This window comes from Magnetospirillum sp. 15-1 (assembly GCF_900184795.1).
Taxonomy (GTDB): Bacteria; Pseudomonadota; Alphaproteobacteria; order Rhodospirillales; family Magnetospirillaceae; genus Phaeospirillum.
This window is the reverse complement of sequence record NZ_FXXN01000022.1, coordinates 253,743-272,604: the sequence shown is the minus strand read 5'-3', so window position 1 is coordinate 272,604 and position 18,862 is coordinate 253,743. Positions and strand designations below refer to the sequence as shown.

General features: G+C 68.5%; 13 protein-coding genes. 6 read left to right on the top strand and 7 right to left on the bottom strand.

Features of this window, described 5'->3' with window-relative positions; all coding sequences use genetic code 11:
- Nucleotides 1-95 precede the first annotated feature (95 nt).
- A complete protein-coding gene (locus tag CP958_RS09310; protein ID WP_096701674.1) occupies nucleotides 96-3,215 on the top strand; it encodes an MASE3 domain-containing protein in 3,120 nt (1,039 codons plus the stop codon).
- Here CP958_RS09310 and CP958_RS09305 read toward each other — a convergent pair.
- Nucleotides 3,212-6,745 (bottom strand): PAS domain S-box protein, encoded by a 3,534-nt coding sequence (locus tag CP958_RS09305; protein WP_170958913.1) that lies wholly within the window; start codon nucleotides 6,743-6,745, stop codon nucleotides 3,212-3,214. The two genes, CP958_RS09310 and CP958_RS09305, sit on opposite strands and share 4 nt — an antisense overlap.
- A gap of 247 nt (nucleotides 6,746-6,992) precedes the next feature.
- Between CP958_RS09305 and CP958_RS09300 the strand changes: the two genes are divergently transcribed.
- The 5 genes from CP958_RS09300 (at nucleotide 6,993) to CP958_RS09280 (ending at nucleotide 10,995) form a co-directional block, all read left to right on the top strand.
- Entirely contained in the window at nucleotides 6,993-7,634 is a 642-nt protein-coding gene (locus CP958_RS09300; protein WP_096701672.1) for a response regulator transcription factor, read from the top strand.
- Nucleotides 7,635-7,771: 137 nt separating this feature from the next.
- On the top strand, nucleotides 7,772-8,086 hold the full coding sequence (locus tag CP958_RS09295; protein WP_096701671.1) for a hypothetical protein: 315 nt from the start codon (nucleotides 7,772-7,774) through the stop codon (nucleotides 8,084-8,086).
- An 11-nt stretch (nucleotides 8,087-8,097) separates the two neighbouring features.
- The gene (locus CP958_RS09290) at nucleotides 8,098-8,481 is read left to right on the top strand and encodes a response regulator (protein ID WP_170958912.1); all 384 of its coding nucleotides are present in this window, start codon (nucleotides 8,098-8,100) and stop codon (nucleotides 8,479-8,481) included.
- Nucleotides 8,482-8,611: 130 nt separating this feature from the next.
- On the top strand, nucleotides 8,612-10,633 hold the full coding sequence (locus tag CP958_RS09285; protein ID WP_096701669.1) for a HAMP domain-containing methyl-accepting chemotaxis protein: 2,022 nt from the start codon (nucleotides 8,612-8,614) through the stop codon (nucleotides 10,631-10,633).
- A gap of 32 nt (nucleotides 10,634-10,665) precedes the next feature.
- The gene (locus CP958_RS09280) at nucleotides 10,666-10,995 is read left to right on the top strand and encodes a hypothetical protein (protein ID WP_096701668.1); all 330 of its coding nucleotides are present in this window, start codon (nucleotides 10,666-10,668) and stop codon (nucleotides 10,993-10,995) included.
- Here the strand turns inward: CP958_RS09280 and CP958_RS09275 are convergent.
- The 6 genes from CP958_RS09275 to peaD all read right to left on the bottom strand — a co-directional run bounded on the left by CP958_RS09275 (nucleotide 10,971) and on the right by peaD (nucleotide 18,860).
- Entirely contained in the window at nucleotides 10,971-13,475 is a 2,505-nt protein-coding gene (locus tag CP958_RS09275; protein WP_170958911.1) for an FIST N-terminal domain-containing protein, read from the bottom strand. The two genes, CP958_RS09280 and CP958_RS09275, sit on opposite strands and share 25 nt — an antisense overlap.
- Nucleotides 13,476-13,562: 87 nt before the next feature.
- Nucleotides 13,563-14,567, bottom strand: a complete 1,005-nt coding sequence (locus CP958_RS09270) for a U32 family peptidase (RefSeq protein WP_096701666.1) — start codon at nucleotides 14,565-14,567, stop codon at nucleotides 13,563-13,565.
- Nucleotides 14,545-15,435: a hypothetical protein gene (locus CP958_RS09265; protein WP_096701665.1), complete on the bottom strand. Its 891-nt coding sequence runs from the start codon at nucleotides 15,433-15,435 to the stop codon at nucleotides 14,545-14,547. The genes CP958_RS09270 and CP958_RS09265 overlap by 23 nt, the downstream gene beginning before the upstream one ends.
- Nucleotides 15,425-16,102, bottom strand: coding sequence for a S8 family serine peptidase (locus CP958_RS09260; RefSeq protein ID WP_096701664.1), 678 nt, complete (start codon nucleotides 16,100-16,102; stop codon nucleotides 15,425-15,427). Before CP958_RS09260 ends, CP958_RS09265 begins: the two co-directional genes overlap by 11 nt.
- Nucleotides 16,099-17,766, bottom strand: a complete 1,668-nt coding sequence (locus tag CP958_RS09255; protein ID WP_096701663.1) for an ABC transporter ATP-binding protein — start codon at nucleotides 17,764-17,766, stop codon at nucleotides 16,099-16,101. The genes CP958_RS09260 and CP958_RS09255 overlap by 4 nt, the downstream gene beginning before the upstream one ends.
- Nucleotides 17,763-18,860, bottom strand: coding sequence for a quinohemoprotein amine dehydrogenase subunit beta (gene peaD, locus CP958_RS09250; RefSeq protein WP_096701662.1), 1,098 nt, complete (start codon nucleotides 18,858-18,860; stop codon nucleotides 17,763-17,765). The genes CP958_RS09255 and peaD overlap by 4 nt, the downstream gene beginning before the upstream one ends.
- Between the last annotated feature and the right edge of the window lie 2 nt (nucleotides 18,861-18,862).

Below are 18,862 nucleotides of genomic sequence, written 5' to 3'. Positions count from 1 at the left end.
CCCACGGCCCAACCTCGACCGGCACCAACGCTGTTCCTGAAATCGCCGCTTCAAAGTAGAATGCGGTCCTGGGGACGGGACAGCAGGGGTTGACCATGCCGGAAGACGGGGGCGCGAGGCAGCGGTCGCAGACCGATGGCGACACCGCCGAGGGGCGGGTCGCCCTTTGGGTCGCGGCGGGGTTCAGCGTGCTGTTCGCCATCGCCCCCCTGATTCCCTTTCACAATCTGTTCGACGAGCGCGACGTCTTCCTGGCCTTCCATCAGGTCACCGAAGGGTTCTCGACGGTGGTCGCGGTGCTGGTCTTCGCCGTCGGATGGCATACCCATGACCGCGAGCGCCCCCGCAACCTGTCGATCCTGGCCGCCGCCTTCCTCGGCGTCGCGCTGTTCGACATGCTTCACACCCTGTCCTATGACGGGATGCCCGACTTCATCACCCCCAGCGACGTGCAGAAGGGGCTGATCTTCTGGCTGGCGGCGCGGCTGCTGGCCGCCGGAACGATGCTGACCATCGCCATCCTGCCCTGGCGGCCCTTCGCCAGCCGCTGGTCCCGGCCGCTGCTGCTGGGCATGATCCTGGTCATGGTAGGGGTGGTCGCATGGGCGGCCCTCTACCATCTCGACGCCCTGCCCGCCACCTACGTCAGGGGCCAGGGCCTCACCCCCTTCAAGATCGGCATCGAGTGGAGCGTCATCGCCATGCTGGCGGCGGCCATTCCCCTGCTGTGGCGCAACCGTGGCCTGACCAACCGCTACTGGCTGGTGGGTGCCGCCTGGGTGATGGTGCTGTCCGAGCTGTATTTCACCGCCTGGCAGCGGACCACCGACATCTTCAACGTCATGGGACACAGCTACAAGGTCGTGGCCTTCTACCTGCTGTACCAGGGGCTGTTCGTCGCCATGGTGCGGGCGCCCTATCGCCGTCTCGACCGCTCCCGCGCCCAGTTGGCGGAGAGCGAGGCCAAGCTGCGGGCCATCATCCAGGGCTCCATGGATGCCTTCGTCGCGGTGGGAACCGACCGCGCGGTGGTGGCGTTCAATCCCGCCGCCGAGGACATGCTGGCCGTCCCGGCCGCCCAGGTGATCAACCATCGCCTGGAGGACACCCTGCTGCCGCCGCCGCTGTGCAAGCGTCTGGCGGCCGGGCTGGACGACGGGCTGGCCGCGGCGGGAGAACGAAGGGATATCGCCACCGATCGGGGCAACGGCCGCCCGCTGCTGGCCGAGGCCAACCTGTTCGCGGCAGGCGACGGCGACGAGCGCCTTTCGGTCATCAGCCTGCGCGACGTCACCGAACTGCGCAAGGCCGAGGCGCAGGAGCGCCAGCGCACCGCCGAGATCGCCATTCTCCATCACCTCGCCCAGACCATGGGCGCCACCGTCGCCCTCGACGATCTGGTGGAGATCACCGTCCAGGAAACCCTGCCGGTGGTGGGTGCCGACGTGGCCATGCTGTTCCTGCGCCACGGCGACGGCGAGCCGGTGTTGCGGGCCATAAGCTGGCGCGACGCGGACGCCGACAAGCGGCCGATCTGCACCGAGGCCGACCGCTGCCTGTGCCACCGCGCCTTCACCGTCGGCGAGACCGTCTATTCCAGCGCGCTGGCCGAGGAATACGACGCCGGGCTGATGCGCTGCGCCGAAGCCGGCCTGGGCTCGCTGGCCGCCCTGCCGCTGGGGCGCGGCGACCAGATTTTCGGCGTTCTCGCCTTCGGCACCGCGTCCGCCGACAGCGACCTGAACCGCCGGCTGGGTTTCATGGAGACGCTGGCCAACGAAGTCTCAGGCTTCCTGCAGAACGGCATCCTCTATGCCGAACTGCAAAGCCGGGGCGAGGAGCTGACCCGCATCAACGCCACCCTGGCGGCCGAGGTCACCGAGCGCAAGCATGCCGAGGCGCAGTTGACCGCCGCCCGCGACGAGTTGGAGGCCAGGGTCCGCGAGCGCACCGCCAGCCTGCAGCAGGAAATCAACGAGCGCCAATACGCCGAGGAATCGCTGCGCAACGCCCTGTCCAACCTGGAACGCCATCAGCAGGAATTGCGGGGCGCCAAGGAAGCCGCCGACAGCGCCAATCAGGCCAAGTCCGACTTCCTGTCCTCCATGAGCCACGAACTGCGGACGCCGCTCAACGCCATCCTCGGCTTCGCGCAATTGCTGGAAGGCAGCCGGGCCAATCCGCTGACGGAAAAGCAGCGCGGACAGGCCCAGTGCATCATCAAGGGCGGCCAGCATCTGCTGCAGCTGATCAACGAGGTGCTCGACCTCGCCCGGATCGAGGCCGGCAAGCTGGTCCTGTCGGTGGAGGAGGTCGAGGCCCGGCCGCTGTTCGACGAGGTGATCGAGCTGACCCGCGCCTATGCCGCCGGCAAGGCCATCATCGTCGACGCCAGCACCCCGGGAACGACGGCCAGCCATCTGCGGGCGGACTATACCCGCTTCAAGCAGGTGCTGCTGAACCTGACCTCCAACGCCGTGAAGTACGGCGCCCCCGGCGGCACGGTGACCCTGACCATGGAACCGGGAGCGGCGGAAACCGTCCGCTTCGTGGTCTCCGACCAGGGGCCGGGCATCGCCCCGGAAAAGCAGGTGCTGCTGTTCCAGCCCTTCAACCGCCTGGGGGCGGAAGCCACCGAGATCGAGGGGACCGGCATCGGCCTCACCATTTCCAAGCAACTGATCGAAGCCATGGGCGGGCGCATCGGCTTCGAGACCGCCAGCGGTCGGGGCACCACGTTCTGGGTCGAGATTCCCGCCGCCACCGGCCTGCTGGCCTCGGCCGCCCGGCACGAGACCAGCGGGCTCGCCGCCATCGGCGCCAGGGCGGAAGGCGGCCGCACCATTCTCTATGTGGAGGACAATCCCGCCAACGTGCAGTTGATGCGGGAACTGGTGGCGGAGCTGTCCGACTTCACCCTGCTGACCAGCCCCACCGCCGAGATCGGCCTGGAAATCGCCGCCGTCGCCCGCCCGGACCTGATCCTGCTGGACATCAACCTGCCGGGTTTGAGCGGGATCGAGGCGTTGCGCCGCCTCAAGGCGGTCCCCGAAACCAGCGCCATTCCGGTGGTCGCCCTGTCCGCCGACGTCACCGCCGGCACCATTCGCCAGGCCACCGAAGCGGGATGCGTGCGCTATCTCGCCAAACCGCTGGATGTCGGCGCCCTGTTCGCCCTGATCCGGGAAATCCTGCCGTCGCCGGAAACGGCCTAACTCCCCGCCAGAGCCCGGCCCAGCAGGGCGAAGTAATGGGGGAAGTCCACCGGCTTGTGCAGCAGCGCGAACACACCGGCGGCGGCCAGGGTTCCTTCGTCGAGGGCCTCGGGGTAGCCGGTGCAGATCAGGCAGGGAAGGTTGGGCCGGATCGCCTTGACCGCCTTCACCAGATCGATGCCACGCATCCCCGGCATGGTCTGGTCGGTCACCATGACGTCCCAGGCGTCGGGCTGCTCGCGCAGAACGTCGAGGGCGTCCAGCGGTGACGACACCACCGCCGCCTCGATGCCGCGATGCTCGAGCATGGCGAGGATCATATCGCCGAAATCCAGATCGTCGTCGACCACCAGCACCCGCGTTCCCGGTGGCAGCCCCATCCCGGTCCCGGTGGCGACGCTCTCGGCGGCGGCCTCGCCCCGGCCGGTGGGCAGAACGATATCGAAGCGGCAACCCCGCCCAGGATGGCTGCGTACCACGATGGCCCCGTGGTGAGCCAGCACGATGCTGTGAACCACCGCCAGCCCCAGGCCGGTGCCCTGGCGGGCCGATTTTGTGGTGAAGAACGGGTCGAAGGCGTGCTCGATCACCGCTTCGGGAATGCCCGGCCCGCTGTCGGCGATGCTGAGCGCCACGTGGGGACGGTCGGGGTCGAAGCTGCCGGTCACGGCAATGATGCCGCCGTCGGCGGCGGTCTCCACCTCGACGGCCAGGGCCAGTTCGGGCCGGGTCCGCCCGACCAGACGGCCAAGCTCCGGCATGTCCCCGGCGGGAGCCAGGGCAAGGCGGATGTCGCCCGGCGCCCCGTCCAGGGCGTCGTTGGCATTGATCACCAGATTGAGGATAACCTGGCTGAGCTGGTCGCGGTCGCCCTCGACCACGGCGGCGGCCGCGCCGGCGTCCAGGCTGAAGCCCAGACCGGTGGTGGCCGGGATGCTGGCCCGCAGCAATCCCAGACACTCTTCCGCCAGCCGACCCAGGTCGACGCTGCTGCGCGACACCTCGCTGCGGCGGGAGAAGGCCAGGATCTGGCGGACCACGCCCTTGGCCCGGTCGCTGGCGGTCAGGATGCGGCGCACATAGCGCTCGCCCGGCGATCCCGCCGGCACCTCGTCCACCAGAAGATCGGCAAAGCCGCGAATGGCGCCGAGGATGTTGTTGAAATCATGGGCCACGCCGCCGGCCAGCTGGCCCAGGGCTTCCAGCTTGCGGGCCTGCTGCAGTTGCTGCTCCAGGTGGCGCTGTTCCTCTTCCCGCCGCCGCCGCTCGGTGACGTCGCGTACCACCGCCACCAGATAGGGCCGTCCCCGGCGCGGCACGCAGGTCAGCGTCACGTCCAGGTTGACCAGGGAGCCGTCCCGGTGGCGGCCCAGCCATTCATAGGCCTGGGGATTGCCGCTCAGCGCCTTGGACAGCAACCCCGCCGCCGCCACCTGGGACTCGCGGCCGTCGGGCTGGCGGGGTGGCGCGAAATCGTGCAGCCCGTGACCTTGCAGCTCGCCGCGGGGATAGCCGAACACCGCCTCCGCCCGGGGATTGCAGTCGATGATGCTGGCGCCTTCCATCAGGAAGATGGCGTCGCCGGCCGTTTCGAACAGGGCGCGGTAGCGCTCCTGGTTCTCGCGCAGTTGCTCGTCGGCCAGCTTGCGCGCCCCGATATCGGTCAGCACCGCGATGAAGCCGTCCTGGGGCAGGCGGGCGAAGCGGGTGTCGAGGAAGGTGGTGCCCTCTTCGCGGCTCAGCGCCAGTTCGCCGCTCCAGGCCCCCCGGCTGGCCAGCGAGGATTCGATGATGTCGAGGAAGGGAGCCCGCGACGATCCGGTCAGCCCCAGCTCCCGCCAGGGCCGCCCGCGCAGGGCGGCGGCGGCCTCGAAGCCGAGCAGACGGGCGGCGGCGGCGTTGGCGTAGGTGACATGGCCCTCGGCATTGCTGACGACCACCGCCTCGCGGACCAGGTCGAGGGCGGCCAGCACCCGGGCGATTTCCTCTTCCCGCTGGTGCAGCATCTGCTCGGCCGCCTTGCGCCGGTCGATACGGCGGATGCACAGGCGCAGACCGGCGGGCTGCCCGTCGGCGGTCACCGGCTGGATGGACAGCGAGCACCAGCCGGCCTCGCCCCAGCGGCGGCGAATGCGGATGTCCACGTCGGCCACCATGGAACCGGCCTGGGCGGCGGCCACGGCGTTGTCGAAGACGCCCTGGTCCTCGTCGCAGACCAGGGAGCGCGGATAGTCAGGAAAATGCTGGCATTCCGCCACGGTATAGCCCGTGACCTTCTCGACGCCGGGGCTGATCCAGCGCAGGCGTCCGGTCTCGTCCAGCCAGCTTTCCCAGTCGGGGGCATAGTCCACCACCGTCTTCAAGTCACGGACCCGGCGGGTCAACTCGTCCTGCGTCTCGATGTCCGGACCGCAGTCGCGAATCAGCCCTTCGATGACCAGATCGGCCCCGTCGCGCTCGACCAGTCTCTCGTTCGCCTGCACCCAGACCACCCGTCCGTCCGGCCGAATCAGACGCCACCGCAACTCGGCGGTGCCGTCGCGGCCAAGCGATGCGATGGTGTCGGCAAGGGAACGCTCGCGGTCGTCGGGATGGCGCAATTCAAGCAGGCGATCCGACGACCAGCGGCAGAGTTCGGCTGGGCTTACCCCGATCAGCCGCTCGACGCCCTGGCTGGCATACAGCATGCGGCGGCGGCCGTCGGGGGACATGCGGGCGCGATACGCCACGCCCGGCATGTTGTCGAGCAGCGAGGTCAGCCGTTTCACCGAATGCGACAGGCGGCGTTCCGCCAGGGCGACGCGGAGCTCGGGCCCGATCCGCTGGATCGCGGCGGCCAGAATGGCCTCGATGCGGGGCGGATGGTCGAAGGCCTTCGTTCCCAGGGCGACCAGCACCGCCGAGGGGGTGGCGTGGCCCTCGAACAGCGGTGCGCCGGCATAGGCGGTGATCCCCAGGCGACGGAACCGCCCGAGCGGAGGATAGCGGTCGCCCAGACGGTCGGCGACCACCAGGGGGCGGCCGGTGGCCAGCACGTCGCCGCAGGCGGTACCGGCACTGCGATAGGGATAGCCGGCCAGATCGCCGCTGCCCGCCGGATTGGCGGCGACGAATTCAGGCACCAGGGTGCCGTCGCGCTCGCGCCGGGCGATGAAGACGTGCTCGGCGGGGATTGCCGCCGCCACCTGATCGAGCACGGCCTGGACCAGATCACCGCCATGCCGGCCATCGACGGCGATATCGCCACCCCAGGGATCGTCCCGCACCAGGGCGGCACCACTCCAGCCGCCATCGCGGTATCGGCCAGAGAGCTCCAGGCATGTCCCGGTCAGCGGCCCCAGGCGAATGCGGGCCCGCAGCCCGGCAAAAGGCCGCCCGGCCCTCAGACTGACCGCCAGCTCCCGCCGGTCGCGGCGCCCCAGATGGACGGCCCGCCACCACGCCAGCGGTAACCTCACTCCGGTCGGAGCGGACAGGATGGTCAATCGACCCCGGCCATCCACGCTCCACAGCAGGTCGGTGGCGGCCACGACCGGTGAATCGCCGGCCGCCGGGGCGGCCGGCGTGGAATCATCCTGCCAGGGAAACCTCCACCGGCGAGATCGGGGCAAGCGGGAATCCACGTCGTCCATACGTAGGAATCTACCCTCGACACCCCCTGAAAGCGGAGCACTAATGGCCGAGGCCGGACTGGCATCGGTACAGCGCTCGCTAGACTTCCGTCTAGTGGAGGGTGTAGAACACTTCCAGTTGAGTTCGCATGGGGGGAGGGCCGCAATGCGAATCGTCATCGCCGACGATCATCCGCTCTATCTGGAAGCGGTCCTGGGGCAATTGGAACGGGCCTTTCCCGCCAGCCAGTTTCATACCGCCCGCAATCTGGACGATACGCTGGCCCTGCTCGAGCGGGAGACGGTGGATCTGGTCATGCTCGACTATTCCATGCCCGGCATGAACGGCGTCGACGGCATTCCCGCCGCCATCACCGCCGCCAAGGGTACCCCGGTGGTCGTCATGTCGGGGGTGGCGGACGACGACGCGGTGCGCGCCTGCATCGCGGCGGGAGCCAAGGGCTTTCTGCCCAAAACGCTGGAAAGCCGGGTGTTCATCCACGCCATCAGTCTGGTGGAAGCGGGCGGCACCTATGTGCCGGCCGAATTCGTGGCGCAGCCGTCCAAGGCCGCCGTCACGTGCGGTCCGAGCCTGGACCCGTCCCAGTTCACCGTGCGCGAGATGGAGGTCCTGACCCTGATCGTCGCCGGCGCCTCCAACAAGGAGATCGCCCGACGCCTGGATCTGCAGGAAGTCACCATCAAGCTGCACCTGACCCGTATCTTCCAAAAGCTGGGAGTGAAGAACCGTTCCCACGCCGCCGTCACCGCCGTGCGCGGCGGCCTGGTTCCCGAAGGCACCGCGTAAGGCTGCCACCCTATACCCCGCTAGACCTTCGCCACCCGCCGGAATACGTCTGCCGGAATGCGGACGGCGCCGGTTCGCCCCATGCTGCCCCTGCCTGGCAAAGCGATCCGCCGGGAACGCCTTTTGGGGAGCCAGCCATGACCGTCGACACTCGCATGCTCACCTGCCGGGACAGCCTGGCCCGCAGCATTGAATCCATGAAGCGCTCTTTTACCGAGATCGACGCCGCCTATCGCTCCATCACCGCAGAGAACCGCAGGCTGGCCCACAACACCGCCGCCCTGGACGCCACGGTCAAGCGCATCGAGACCAATCTGTTGCGCTACGAGCACGAACTGACCGGCATCAAGACCGGCATCGGCGAGTTGGGCGACAAATCCCGCCGCCTCGCCGCCATCATGGACGACTACCTAAGCGGCCGCACCCCGCGGCGCCCGGCACGCGCGGCCTGAGGATGAGCGCCATGATCCGCATCGCCGTCGCCGATGACGATTCCCTTCATCGCGAGGTGGTGGCCACCATGCTGGAACGGCAAGGCCACTGGGTGGAGGTCGCCGCCAATTGGCGCGAATGCCTCGACCTCGTGGACAGCGGCACCATCGATCTGGTGGTCACCGACGTCTTCATGCCCGGCGGCGACGGCCTGTCGCTGTTGGCCGCCATCCGGGACCGGCAGCCCCGATTGCCGGTGATCGCCATGACCGGCGGACTGGGCGGGCTGTCGCATCGCCGTTTCGACGCCATGCGGGCCTTGGGCGCGCAGGCGGTGCTGGCCAAGCCGTTCACCCGCCAGGAACTGGCCGAGACCACCACGCAGGTTCTGGCCGAAGCCCGCCCCGGTCGATAGACGGAGGTCTAGCGCTTCTTCGCCGCCGCCATACCTCCGTCACCCGCGAGAATACGTCTGCCGGAATGGTAAAAGCCGCCTCCTGCCGCATCCTGAGTTCAACCACCCCCATCAAAGGGAGTCTCAGGACATGACCACCAAGCCCACCCTGCTCGACCGCTTCTCCATCCGGACCCGCATCTACTCCCTGGCGGGAGGGCTGTGCGCCCTGGCCGCCGCCCTGGCGATCCTCGGATACATCTCCCTCCAGACCGTGATGGCCGACCTCGGCGAGGTGAACCGCATCTCGGCCAATGCCCAGCGCGTCGTCGAGATCGACCGGGACATCGCGGCGGCGCGGCGCAATGTCCTGGGCTTCGCCAATTCCGGCGACATCCGCATGCGCGACCGGGCCGGCCAATTGCTGGCCTCCCTGGTGAGCAGCCTGGACGAGGCGGTGTCGACCCACCGCAACGCCGAGCGCCGGGCCATCCTGATGGAGATGCGCGATCTGGCCACCAGCTATCGCGGGCTGTTCGAGCAGGTGGTCGCCGCCCGCCAGCGCCGCGACGAGTCCATCAAGCTGCAGCAGGGCTCGGCGGAAAAGGCCACCCAGACCCTGAGCCGGGTCCTCGCCGACGCCCTGGCCGCCGGCCGCGTCGACTTCGTCGCCCACGCCGCCGTGGCCCAGGAGAAGCTCTCCCTGGCCCGTCTCAACGTCTCCCGCTTCATCTCCATGGGTGATCCCGCCTTCATCGAGCGGGGCGAGAGCCTTCTGAATGCCTTCGACACCACGGCCGCCGGCCTTGATGCCCACACCACCAGTGCCGCCGACCGCGAGGGGCTGGTCGAGACCCGGGCCGCCGTCACCGCCTTCCGCGAGGCCATGCGCCAGACCGCCGCGACCATCACCAGCAGCCGCCGCGTGGTCGAGGTCGACATGCCGGCCACCGGCGAGAAATTCGCCGCCCTGGCCGCCGCCGCCCGCAACCTGCAGAAGGCCGCCGCCACCGAAATCAGCCGGAACAGCGACCGGCGCGCCGCGACCTTCACCATGGCTCTGGTCCTGGCCTCCCTGGCGGCCATGGCCGGCGGCATGCTGTTCTCGGTCGTCCTGGCCCGTGGCGTGGTGGTTCCCCTCACCGGCATGACCGACGCCATGTCCCATCTGGCCGGCGGCGACCACGCGGTCACCATCCCCGGCATCGGGCGCCGGGACGAGATCGGCGCCATGGCCGGCGCGGTCGAGGTCTTCCGCGACGGCATGATCCGTGCCGAGACCCTGGCGACCGAGCAGGAGCGCGCCCGCCTCGCCCAGTTGGCCCGGGCCGGCAATATCGAGAATTCGGCCCGCCAGTTCGAGGCCAATGTCCTGAAGGTGGTCGGCGACCTCGGCCAGGCGGTGGGGCGGCTGGACAGCACCTCGACCTCCATGGCCGGCATCGCCACCAAGACCTCCGAGCGGGCCGCCGCCGTGGCCGCCGCCTCGACCCAGGCCACCTGCAACGTGCAGACGGTCGCCGCCGCCGCCGAGGAGCTGTCCGCCTCGGTCACCGAGATCGGCCGCCGCGTCGCCGATTCCACCCGCATCGCCGGGCAAGCCGTCGAGATGGCGCGGCGCACCAACTCCCTGGTGGGCGGCCTGACCAGCAGCACCGACCGCATCGGTCAGGCGGTGGGGCTGATCACCGACATCGCCGCCCAGACCAGCCTGCTGGCCATGAACGCCACCGTCGAGGCGGCCCGCGCCGGCGACAGCGGCAAGGGCTTCGCCGTGGTCGCCAGCGAAGTGAAGAAGCTGGCCCAGCAGACCGCCAAGGCCACCGGCGAAATCGCCACCTATGTGTCCGAAGTCCAAGGCGCCGGTGCCCATACCGCCGGAGCGCTGCAGGAGATCACCGGGATCATCGGCCGCATGGACGAAATCAGCAGCGCCATCGCCGCCGCGGTGGAACAGCAGAGCGCAGCCACCTCGGAAATCGCCCGCAACGCCAATCAGGCGGCCGGGGGCACCGAGGAGGTCAACCGCCACATCCACGGCGTGACCGAGGAAGCCAGCCAGACCGGCAGCGCCTCGGGCCGGGTTCGCGGCGAGGCCGAAAGCCTGACCCGCCACGCCGCCGCCATCCACGCCGAGGTCGAGACGTTCCTCTCCAACGTGCGCTGCGCCTGATGCCCCGCGACACCTTACGACAGGAGGCCCCCATGCACGTCACCACCCGAATGGCCGTCATCCGGACCAGGGCGCAGGAGACCATCGCCCGCCTTGACCGCGCCTTTGCCGAGATCGACCGGAACTGCAAGGAAATCGCCGCCAACAGCCGGCAACTGGCCCGCAACGCCGGGCAGATCGGCGAGATCATGACCCGTATCGAAAACGGTCTGGTCCGCTACGACGCCGAACTGGTCTCCATCGACGCCAAGGCCCGCGACATCGGCAGAAAGTCGCGGGAACTGGCGGGCATCATGGACGATTACCTGACCGGCCGAGAGCATCGGGCCGCGCCGGTTCACCTTGGCGGATTGAGGAGGTAGCTGACGGCCGGGCGCAGCCGGGCCGGATTGATGGGCTTGGCCAGAAATTCGTAACCGCAGTTGCGGATATGATCGATGATCGATGGCGACGAATTGGCGGATACGATCAGGACGGGCGGCCGGCCTCGGGGATTGGGCCACAAGGTATTGATGGCATCGAGGCCGGTCAGATTTTCACCAAGATGATAATCGATGATCGCCAGATTGGGGCGGGACGAGCGCAGCAGCGCGGCCTCCGCGACATTGGCGGCGGCAAGCGGGGCGCACCCCCAGGTGCGCAGGACGGCGGCGAGGCCGTCTCGGGACGACCGGTCGTCGTCGATGATCAGGATGGTCGTGCCGGCCAGCATGGAGAATCCGGCCGGCGGGGTGGGGGAACTGTCCGCGCGCTGGCCGCGCGCCACGTCGATGCTGAAGACGGTGCCCTTGCCCTCGACCGATTTGACGGAAAGGGTATGCCCCAGCATCTCCGCCATGTTCTGCGCGATGGTCAGGCCCAGGCCGGAGCCTGATTCCCCCGTGGCGTTCGCCCGGTGGAACGGCTTGAAGACCTCGTCTATCTGCGCCGCCGGAATTCCGATGCCGGTATCCCAGACCTCGATCCGCAGTTTGCCGGCCCGGTAGCGGCAGCCGATCAGAATGCTGCCGCGTTCGGTATAGCGGATGGAATTGGCCAGGAGGTTGCGCAAGATCCGCTGGAACAGGTGGCTGTCGGTCATGATCGTCGCCGGCGATCGCCGCACCCGCAGACGGAGGCCCCGCCGCTTGGCCTGGGGGCCGTACTCCGCCTCCAGTTGGGTCAGCAACGGCACGAGGTCGACATCGGTCACGCGCGGGGTGATGCCGCCGCCTTCCAGCCGGGCCACGTCGAGAAAGTCGCCCAGCATTTCCTCGGCGGCTTCCAGCGCCCCCTCGATACGGTCAAGCAGCCCCTTGCCGGAACTGGACAGACGTTCCTGGGTAAAGGCGCCCAGCAGCAGCCGCGCGGCGTTCAAGGGCTGCTGCAGGTCGTGGCTGATGGCCGCCAGGAAGGTGGTCTTGCTGCGGCTGGCCTCTTCCGCCACCTGCTTGGCGGCCAGCAGGGCCACCTCCATCTCGCGGCGCGCCACCAGTTCCGAGTTGAGCTGCCGGTTGAGTTCGGCAAGCTCCTCGGTCCGCCGCTTGATGGTGGTTTCCAGCAGAACATTGTTCTGGAACAGGGAGAACGTGTCGCTCGGCACGTTCATGCTGCGCTCGAGCCGCTGCAGCAGGACGCGGACCGTCTTGCGCAGCTTGGCGTTCTCGCCCTCGAGGCGCTCCACCTCGCCCCAGTTTTCCTGGGCTCCGTGGATGACCTGCTCGGGCGTGGGGGCGGGCACCTTGGAGAAGGCCACTCCCGTGAAGGTGTGATTGAGGTGCAGGCCGTTGAATTGCTCGCCGAACACCGAGCATCCGATGACGTTGCCGTCGGCGAAGGCGCGGGCCATGTCGTCCTGCAGCCCCGAGGACTGGACCTCGATCCGCCGCATGATGCAATCGAACCCCAGAATGGCGGCGGGGGGGCCGATGGACCGGTTCACCTCCTGCAGGGTTTGCCGCAGGTTGTTCAGCATTCCGGCGTTCCGCCCCACCGACAGCGGCACCCCTTCGTCGATGGCGCAGGCGAGGTGGAGGCTGTTGTCGGGGGTGATGCGCTCGATGCTGCGCGCATACCATGCCCCGCCGATCCGCACCATCAGGGGCGGCAGCATGCTGTCGAACGCCCGCAGATCCTCGACGTTGCGATCCAGCAGCCGGGCATATTCCAGGGCGGCGCATTCGCCGTTCAGCTCGGTGACGATGCGGTTGTCGGGATCGGCGCCGGTAACGATCACCTGCTCGCCGGTTCCGACGAAATGCTGGGCGGAAAAGACCTTGAACGGCAGGCTGGTGTTGACCAGGGCGATGACCGCCGCATCGGCATGGAAGCGGCCCTGATGGATGACGGCGCCGGGTCCCGACCGGCCCCGGCCCGACGGCGCGGAACCGCCGAAGACCTGCAACCCGCCCAGGACGGCGTTGATGGCGCCGATCACCTGTTCTTCCATCCGGTGCTCGCCGCTGATCAGCAGCAGGCCGAAGGTGGTGTGCTGCGCCGGTATGATGCCCCGGCTCTCCATGTCCTCGACCAGGGATTCGGCCGCGGCACGGAAATCGCCCTGATCGCGCCGGGAAACACCGGTAAGGAGGACCGAGGACACGACGCAGGCCTGATCGCCGAGGGCCAGGCTGGTCAAGGCTCCGCTGATGTAGCCGTCGCTCGAGATTTCCCCGTCGGTGGAGCAGCCGATCACCGGGACATCCCCGAAGACCTCGTCGAAAGCCTGTTCCAGGCGGGACTGCTCGTAGCGGCTGGAGGCGAAGACCAGGACCAGCCCGGGGGACGGCATGCCGAGCGCCGAATGCAGCGCCCTGACGGCATGATCCGGATCGCCGGCGGACGAGACAGCCTTGCTGACCATCGGCCTTTCCGCGGTATTTTCCTTACCTGCTTCCATGCCAGTTCCGACGACAAGCCGTTAAGTGGGGCGATTTTCGCAAAAGGGTGCTTACCAGACCCTGGCAGGCATGGTTTCGCGATAATAGCACATGAACCCGGTTTCGCAGAGGTCGGGGCGCCCCCGCAGGTCCCTGGCGAATCGCCGGAGCCCGGCCGCATCATTCAGGCGGTCGAGGGCGGCCTTGACCATGGCGACGCTGTTGACCTTGCGCTCCAGGTTTCCCTCGCGCCCGGCGATCTTGATGGCCGACACGCCCGCCGCCGCCAGATCCGGGATGGCGCACAGGCCGCAGGGACCGAAGGGATAGCCGTCCTGCGAGACCGAGAAGCCGCAGCTGAAGCGATACCAGAGCCATTCCGCGTGGGCGGCGTCATTGGCCGCGAACCCCGCCGCCTCGTCGTCGCGCAGCGGGCGTCCGTCCACCCGCCGATGCTCGGCGTCATAGCGATCAAGGCAGATCGGCCCGCCGAGACGGCCGGGCAAGTGGATGGTGTGGCAGTTTCCCTCCTCGAAGACGCAGCCGTCATTGAGAATGAAGGCCTCGAATTCCAGTGGCCGGTTGGCCCCGGCGACGGCTTTCATCTCGGCCAGGGTGAGGTCGCGGGGAAACACCACCCGGCAGGCCCCCAGGTCGCCCAGGAACCCGGCCGCCTCGCCGTTGCGGCAGGCCAGCAGGGAACTGGCGTGCAGGCGCAGCCCGGTTTCCGCCCGACCCAGCCGCGACAGCAGGCCCACATCGCCGACGATCAGCGACCGCCCGCCCAGTTCGGCGAAGCGCCCGGCCATGTCGAGCAGGGCCTCGGTCTGGGCCTCGCCATAGTGCTGGGCGTTCATCACCAGGGAGACCGCGACCTCGTGCCGGTCGGCCAGATCGATGACGGCGGCAAGATCGTCGTAGGAGGAAAGATTGCCGAAGGCCCGGCGATTGGCCCCCGAACTGCGGAAGCGTTCGGTCCATTCGGGAGGGACGATGCCGCAGTAAATCTCCGCCGCCCCGGCTTTGGCCAGGGGCTCCACCTCCTCGACGCGGCTAATGGGAGCGACGATTTTCATTCCAGTCTCCCATCAGGATCAGGCGGTCGACCCACCCCTCGTCGACGGCCTCGCCCACCGCCGCGATCATGGCGGGAGAATGGGCGTAGAACAGCGTATTGCCGCGTTGAAAGGCGTGCAGTTCGTCCGGACCGGCCGCCGGGCGGGCCAGGGAATCCACATAGGCGAGGCATTCCCGGCGGCAGGACTGGCCGCTGGTGAACTTGTCCTCCGGGGCCTGCCCCAGCGACCCGGTGCGGCAGGCGCGGCCCTTGACCGAGAAGCCGGCCCCGGCGTGAACCCCGACACGGAGAGAGCCCGCCCGGAAATCGGCGGGCCGCGCGAAGGGCGGGGCATCCATCTCGATCCGCCCGATTCCAAGGTGCTCCAGGACGGCGGCAAAGGAAGCCGAATTGATCCCATGGGGGTAAAGGCGCCCCCACTCCTCGCTGGGAAGACGCGGGTCCTTGATCATCTTGCACAGCAGCCGGCCGGCGCTCAGGCCGAGGTCGGGGCGCTCCCGCCGGGCCAGCCGGGCGGAACCCCAGTCGTTGACCACCAGTTCCGCCCCCGTCGGCAACAGATCGAGAAGGGGGGACAAAGCCGAAATGCCCCGATCCGACAGGGTCGAGGCCGTTACCGCCAGCCCCAACCCGTGCTGCTCGCAGAGGTCGCGGGCGTGCCGAAGCTGAGGCGCGGCGGGAATCAGGGTTTCGCAGAATTCCGAACCGAGGTGGATCCGCCCGATGACGGCCTCTCCCCTCGGCATGCCGGCGGGCCAGCCGAGAATCCGGACGCAGACGTCCAGGCTGGGCCGCCCCTGGGCCAGAAGGGCATCCAGATGGCGGGATTCTATCAGCCCCAGGGCCAGGGTGGCTTCAGCGGGCATCGAGATGTTCCGTCTGCGGCCCACGGTGACGGGCCGCCGCCCGCAGCCGGGCCAGGACGGCCGCATTGCCCAGCGCGGGCTCCTGGCAAAGAATGGCGGCGAGTTCGGCGGTGATCCTGGCGGTGGCCACGCTGGCCCCAGCAATCATCCGGCCGGTGGGCAACCTCGGATTGGCGCCGAAATCGGCTCTTTCGCCGTCCAGGACGGCAACCTCGCGGAAGTCGCAGCGGGCATCGCCGGTCACCTTGATCACGCCGGGATAGGATGCCGGAAAGATCGGGTCCCCCATGGCCGGAGTCGACGCCACCAGTATCGCCCCGGCGGCAATGGCTTCGGCGCAGGCCTCGGCCAGGACGCCGCGATTCTCGCGCAGTCCAAAGCTCATGTTGATAACCCGCACGCCGGCCTCCAGCAGCCAGCGGATGCCGCACGCCACCAGCAGGGGCGAGGCGACGCCGCGCTGGTCGAACACCTGGGCGCAGACCAGGTCGCATCCGGGGACGCGATCGCGGATCAGTTCCGCCAGGACGGTTCCATGACCCATGGCGTCGGGCAGCGACGGCCCGCTGGCCGCCGCCCCGTCGGAGGCAAGCCAGAACCGCCGGGCGGAGACCGCCGGTCCGTTGACTCCGGTGTCGATCAGGCCGATGGCCGGCGATGATGTCATGCGGCGGGCTCCGACGCGTGGGGCACCAGCCCTTGGCCGCTCAGTTCGAGGACGATATCCGCGCCTGACAGGGTTTCGGGATGATGGGAGATGACGATTCGGGTCCGGTCTCCGAACAGGGTATCGATCGTCGCGGCGATCCGGCGGCTGGCCCCCAGATCGAGGGCGGATGTCGCCTCGTCGAGAATCAGGACCAGGGGACGGCGAAGCAGGGCGCGGGCGATGGACACCCGCTGCCGCTCGCCGCCGGACAGGGAAATCCCGCCCTCGCCGATGATGCGGGTAAGGCCGAGGCCTTCCAGCCCGGCCAGCCGGGCGGCCTCGGCAATGGCTGCGTCCGAGGCATCGGGCGAGGCGAGGCGGATATTGTCGGCAACCGACCCCGAAACCAGCATGGTGTCCTGGTCCACCACCGCGATGCTCTGGCGCAGCACCGCCGTGTCCAGGTCGCGCAGATCGATGCCGTCCAGGAGGATGGACCCGTCGCAGGGGTCGTAATGGCGGTGAAGCAGGTCGATCAGCGTGCTTTTACCCACCCCGGAGGCACCGACGATCCCGATCTTGGAACCGGCCCTGAACTCCGCCGAAACATTGTTCAGGACCGGCTTTCCACCGGGATAGCCGAACCCGATGCGGCAAAGGCTGATTTCCCCCTTGGCGTCGGAGGGCAGCGGCCGGGGCCGGGCGGGCGGCTCGACGCCCGGCGGCTGATCGAGGATTTCCGCCACCCGCTGCAGGCTGACCCGCGCCCGGCGCTGAGCCAGGATCAGGCCGGTCAGCGTGTTGACCGGCCCGGCCGCCCGGCCGAGATAGAGGCTGAAGGCCAGCAATGCGCCGAGGCTGAGGGAGCCCTCCAGAATCATCCGCCCGCCCAGCAGAAAGACGGCGGCGGCGGCCAGTCCGTTGAACAGGGCCGGCAGTCCGCCCGCCGTTTGGGCGAACAGCTCGGTCCGGCGAAGTTCGTTCAGATAGCTCCGGTTAAGGCCGGCGAAGCGGGCCTGATCCCGCTCGGCGCCCCCCATGACCGAAATCAGCTTGAGGGTCCGCAACGTCTCCACCAGATACCTGGAAATCTCGCCGTTGCTTTCGCGCAGCTTGCGGGTCATGGCCTCGACGCGCGGCCGCAACCGGCGGGCCGCGACAATCTGCAGCGGCAGCAGCACCAGGGCCGGCACCATGAGAAGCGGACTGATGGCCGCCATCACGGTCAGCAATCCGATCAGGACCAGGGTGGCATTGACGGCGGCCAACAGGCTGTCGACGGTGAAGCGCTGAATTTCCGCCACGTCCCCGTCGATGCGCGACAGGATGTCGCCCGTTCCGCGCCGGGCGACGAAGTCGGGGGGAAGCCGGCGGAGATGGGCCAGCACCTGTTCCCGCAGCGCGAACAGAATCTCGCCCGACAGGCTGAGATAGTGCCAGCGGTTACCCGCCGACACCGCCATGGAGACCAGGGAGGTTCCCAGCATCAGGGCGCAATAGAGGCCGACCAGGTCCATGCGCCGGCCGATCAGTCCGTCATCGACCAGGAGCTTGGCCAGCCAGGGCGGGGCCAGGGCCAGGGCCGACGCGAGCAGCGACAGGCCCAGCACCGCGGCGAGACGCCAGCGACGGGCGGCCAGCAGGCCGATCATGCGGGTGTTGAGCGTGCCGCCGTGACTCATGGATCGCGCTTCACCATCCGCATCCAGGTGCCGCCCATGTCGTTGCCGCCGGGCAGGTCAATCTGCCCGATCCGCTCCAGGGTTTCGGTCGAGTAGATTCCGATGTCGTTCATGGTGCCGCCGACATAAATCTCGCGCCCGTCGGCCGAGACGTTCAGGCAGTAATAGGTATGGGGAAGCTTGACCCGCTTCACCAGCGTGTTGGTGTCGAGATCGGTCTTGGTCAGGGTGTTGTAGACTGAAAAGGTCTCGTTGCGCCGCGCCGGATTGATCACCGTCGAGAACATGATGGCCTCGGTGTTCTCGAACTCGGCCATGGTCAACGCGCCGGTGGTGAGATCAAGGGTCATCATGCCGGTGCGCGACGCGTTCGGGTCCTTGGGGTCCAGATCGGGCCGCGTGGTGTAGTACGGGCCGGCATAGACGCCCGTCTGCTCGTGCTGCAGCCAGTTGCCGAACACGTCGGGCGGCGTGCGGTCGGTGCGGTCCCAGTTGATCACCTTGTCCACCTTGAGGACCCGGCCGTCGGCGGGGTCGAGGGTATAGAGGTCCCAGCTCAGCGCCCACAGGCGGCTGCCGTCCTTGGACATGAAAAGGCTGGTGGTGCGGCGCGGCACGGGAAGGATGCGGGCCGGCCTGGCGTCCAGGCCGGCATCGGCGCGATAGACGGCGATGTGGGAGTCCAGAACCTCGTATTCGCCCTGGCCGAGGCGGGCGGCGGACAGCATGACGAACAGTTCCTTGCCGTCGGGGCTGATTTCCAGGCCGAAGGTGTTGCGGGACCGGATGTCGCCCTGGCTGAATCCGGCGCGGAACACCTCCTTGCCGCTGTCGAGATCGATGCCGACCAGACTGCCCCAGTGATTGGTGGTCATGTAGGCGACCTTGCCGTCGGGCGAGACCACCATGCCCAGCGGCGATCCCTCGCCCGGAATGACATAGGAACGCTCCACCTTGCGGGCGGCCACGTCGACCAGATGCAAGGTGTTGGGCTTGGTGGTGGTCAGCAGATAGTCCCGCGCCTGGGCCGACGCGGCGATCATGGCGGACAGGCACAGCGAGGACAGGATGGCGATCAGGGAGCGGCTCTTCATGG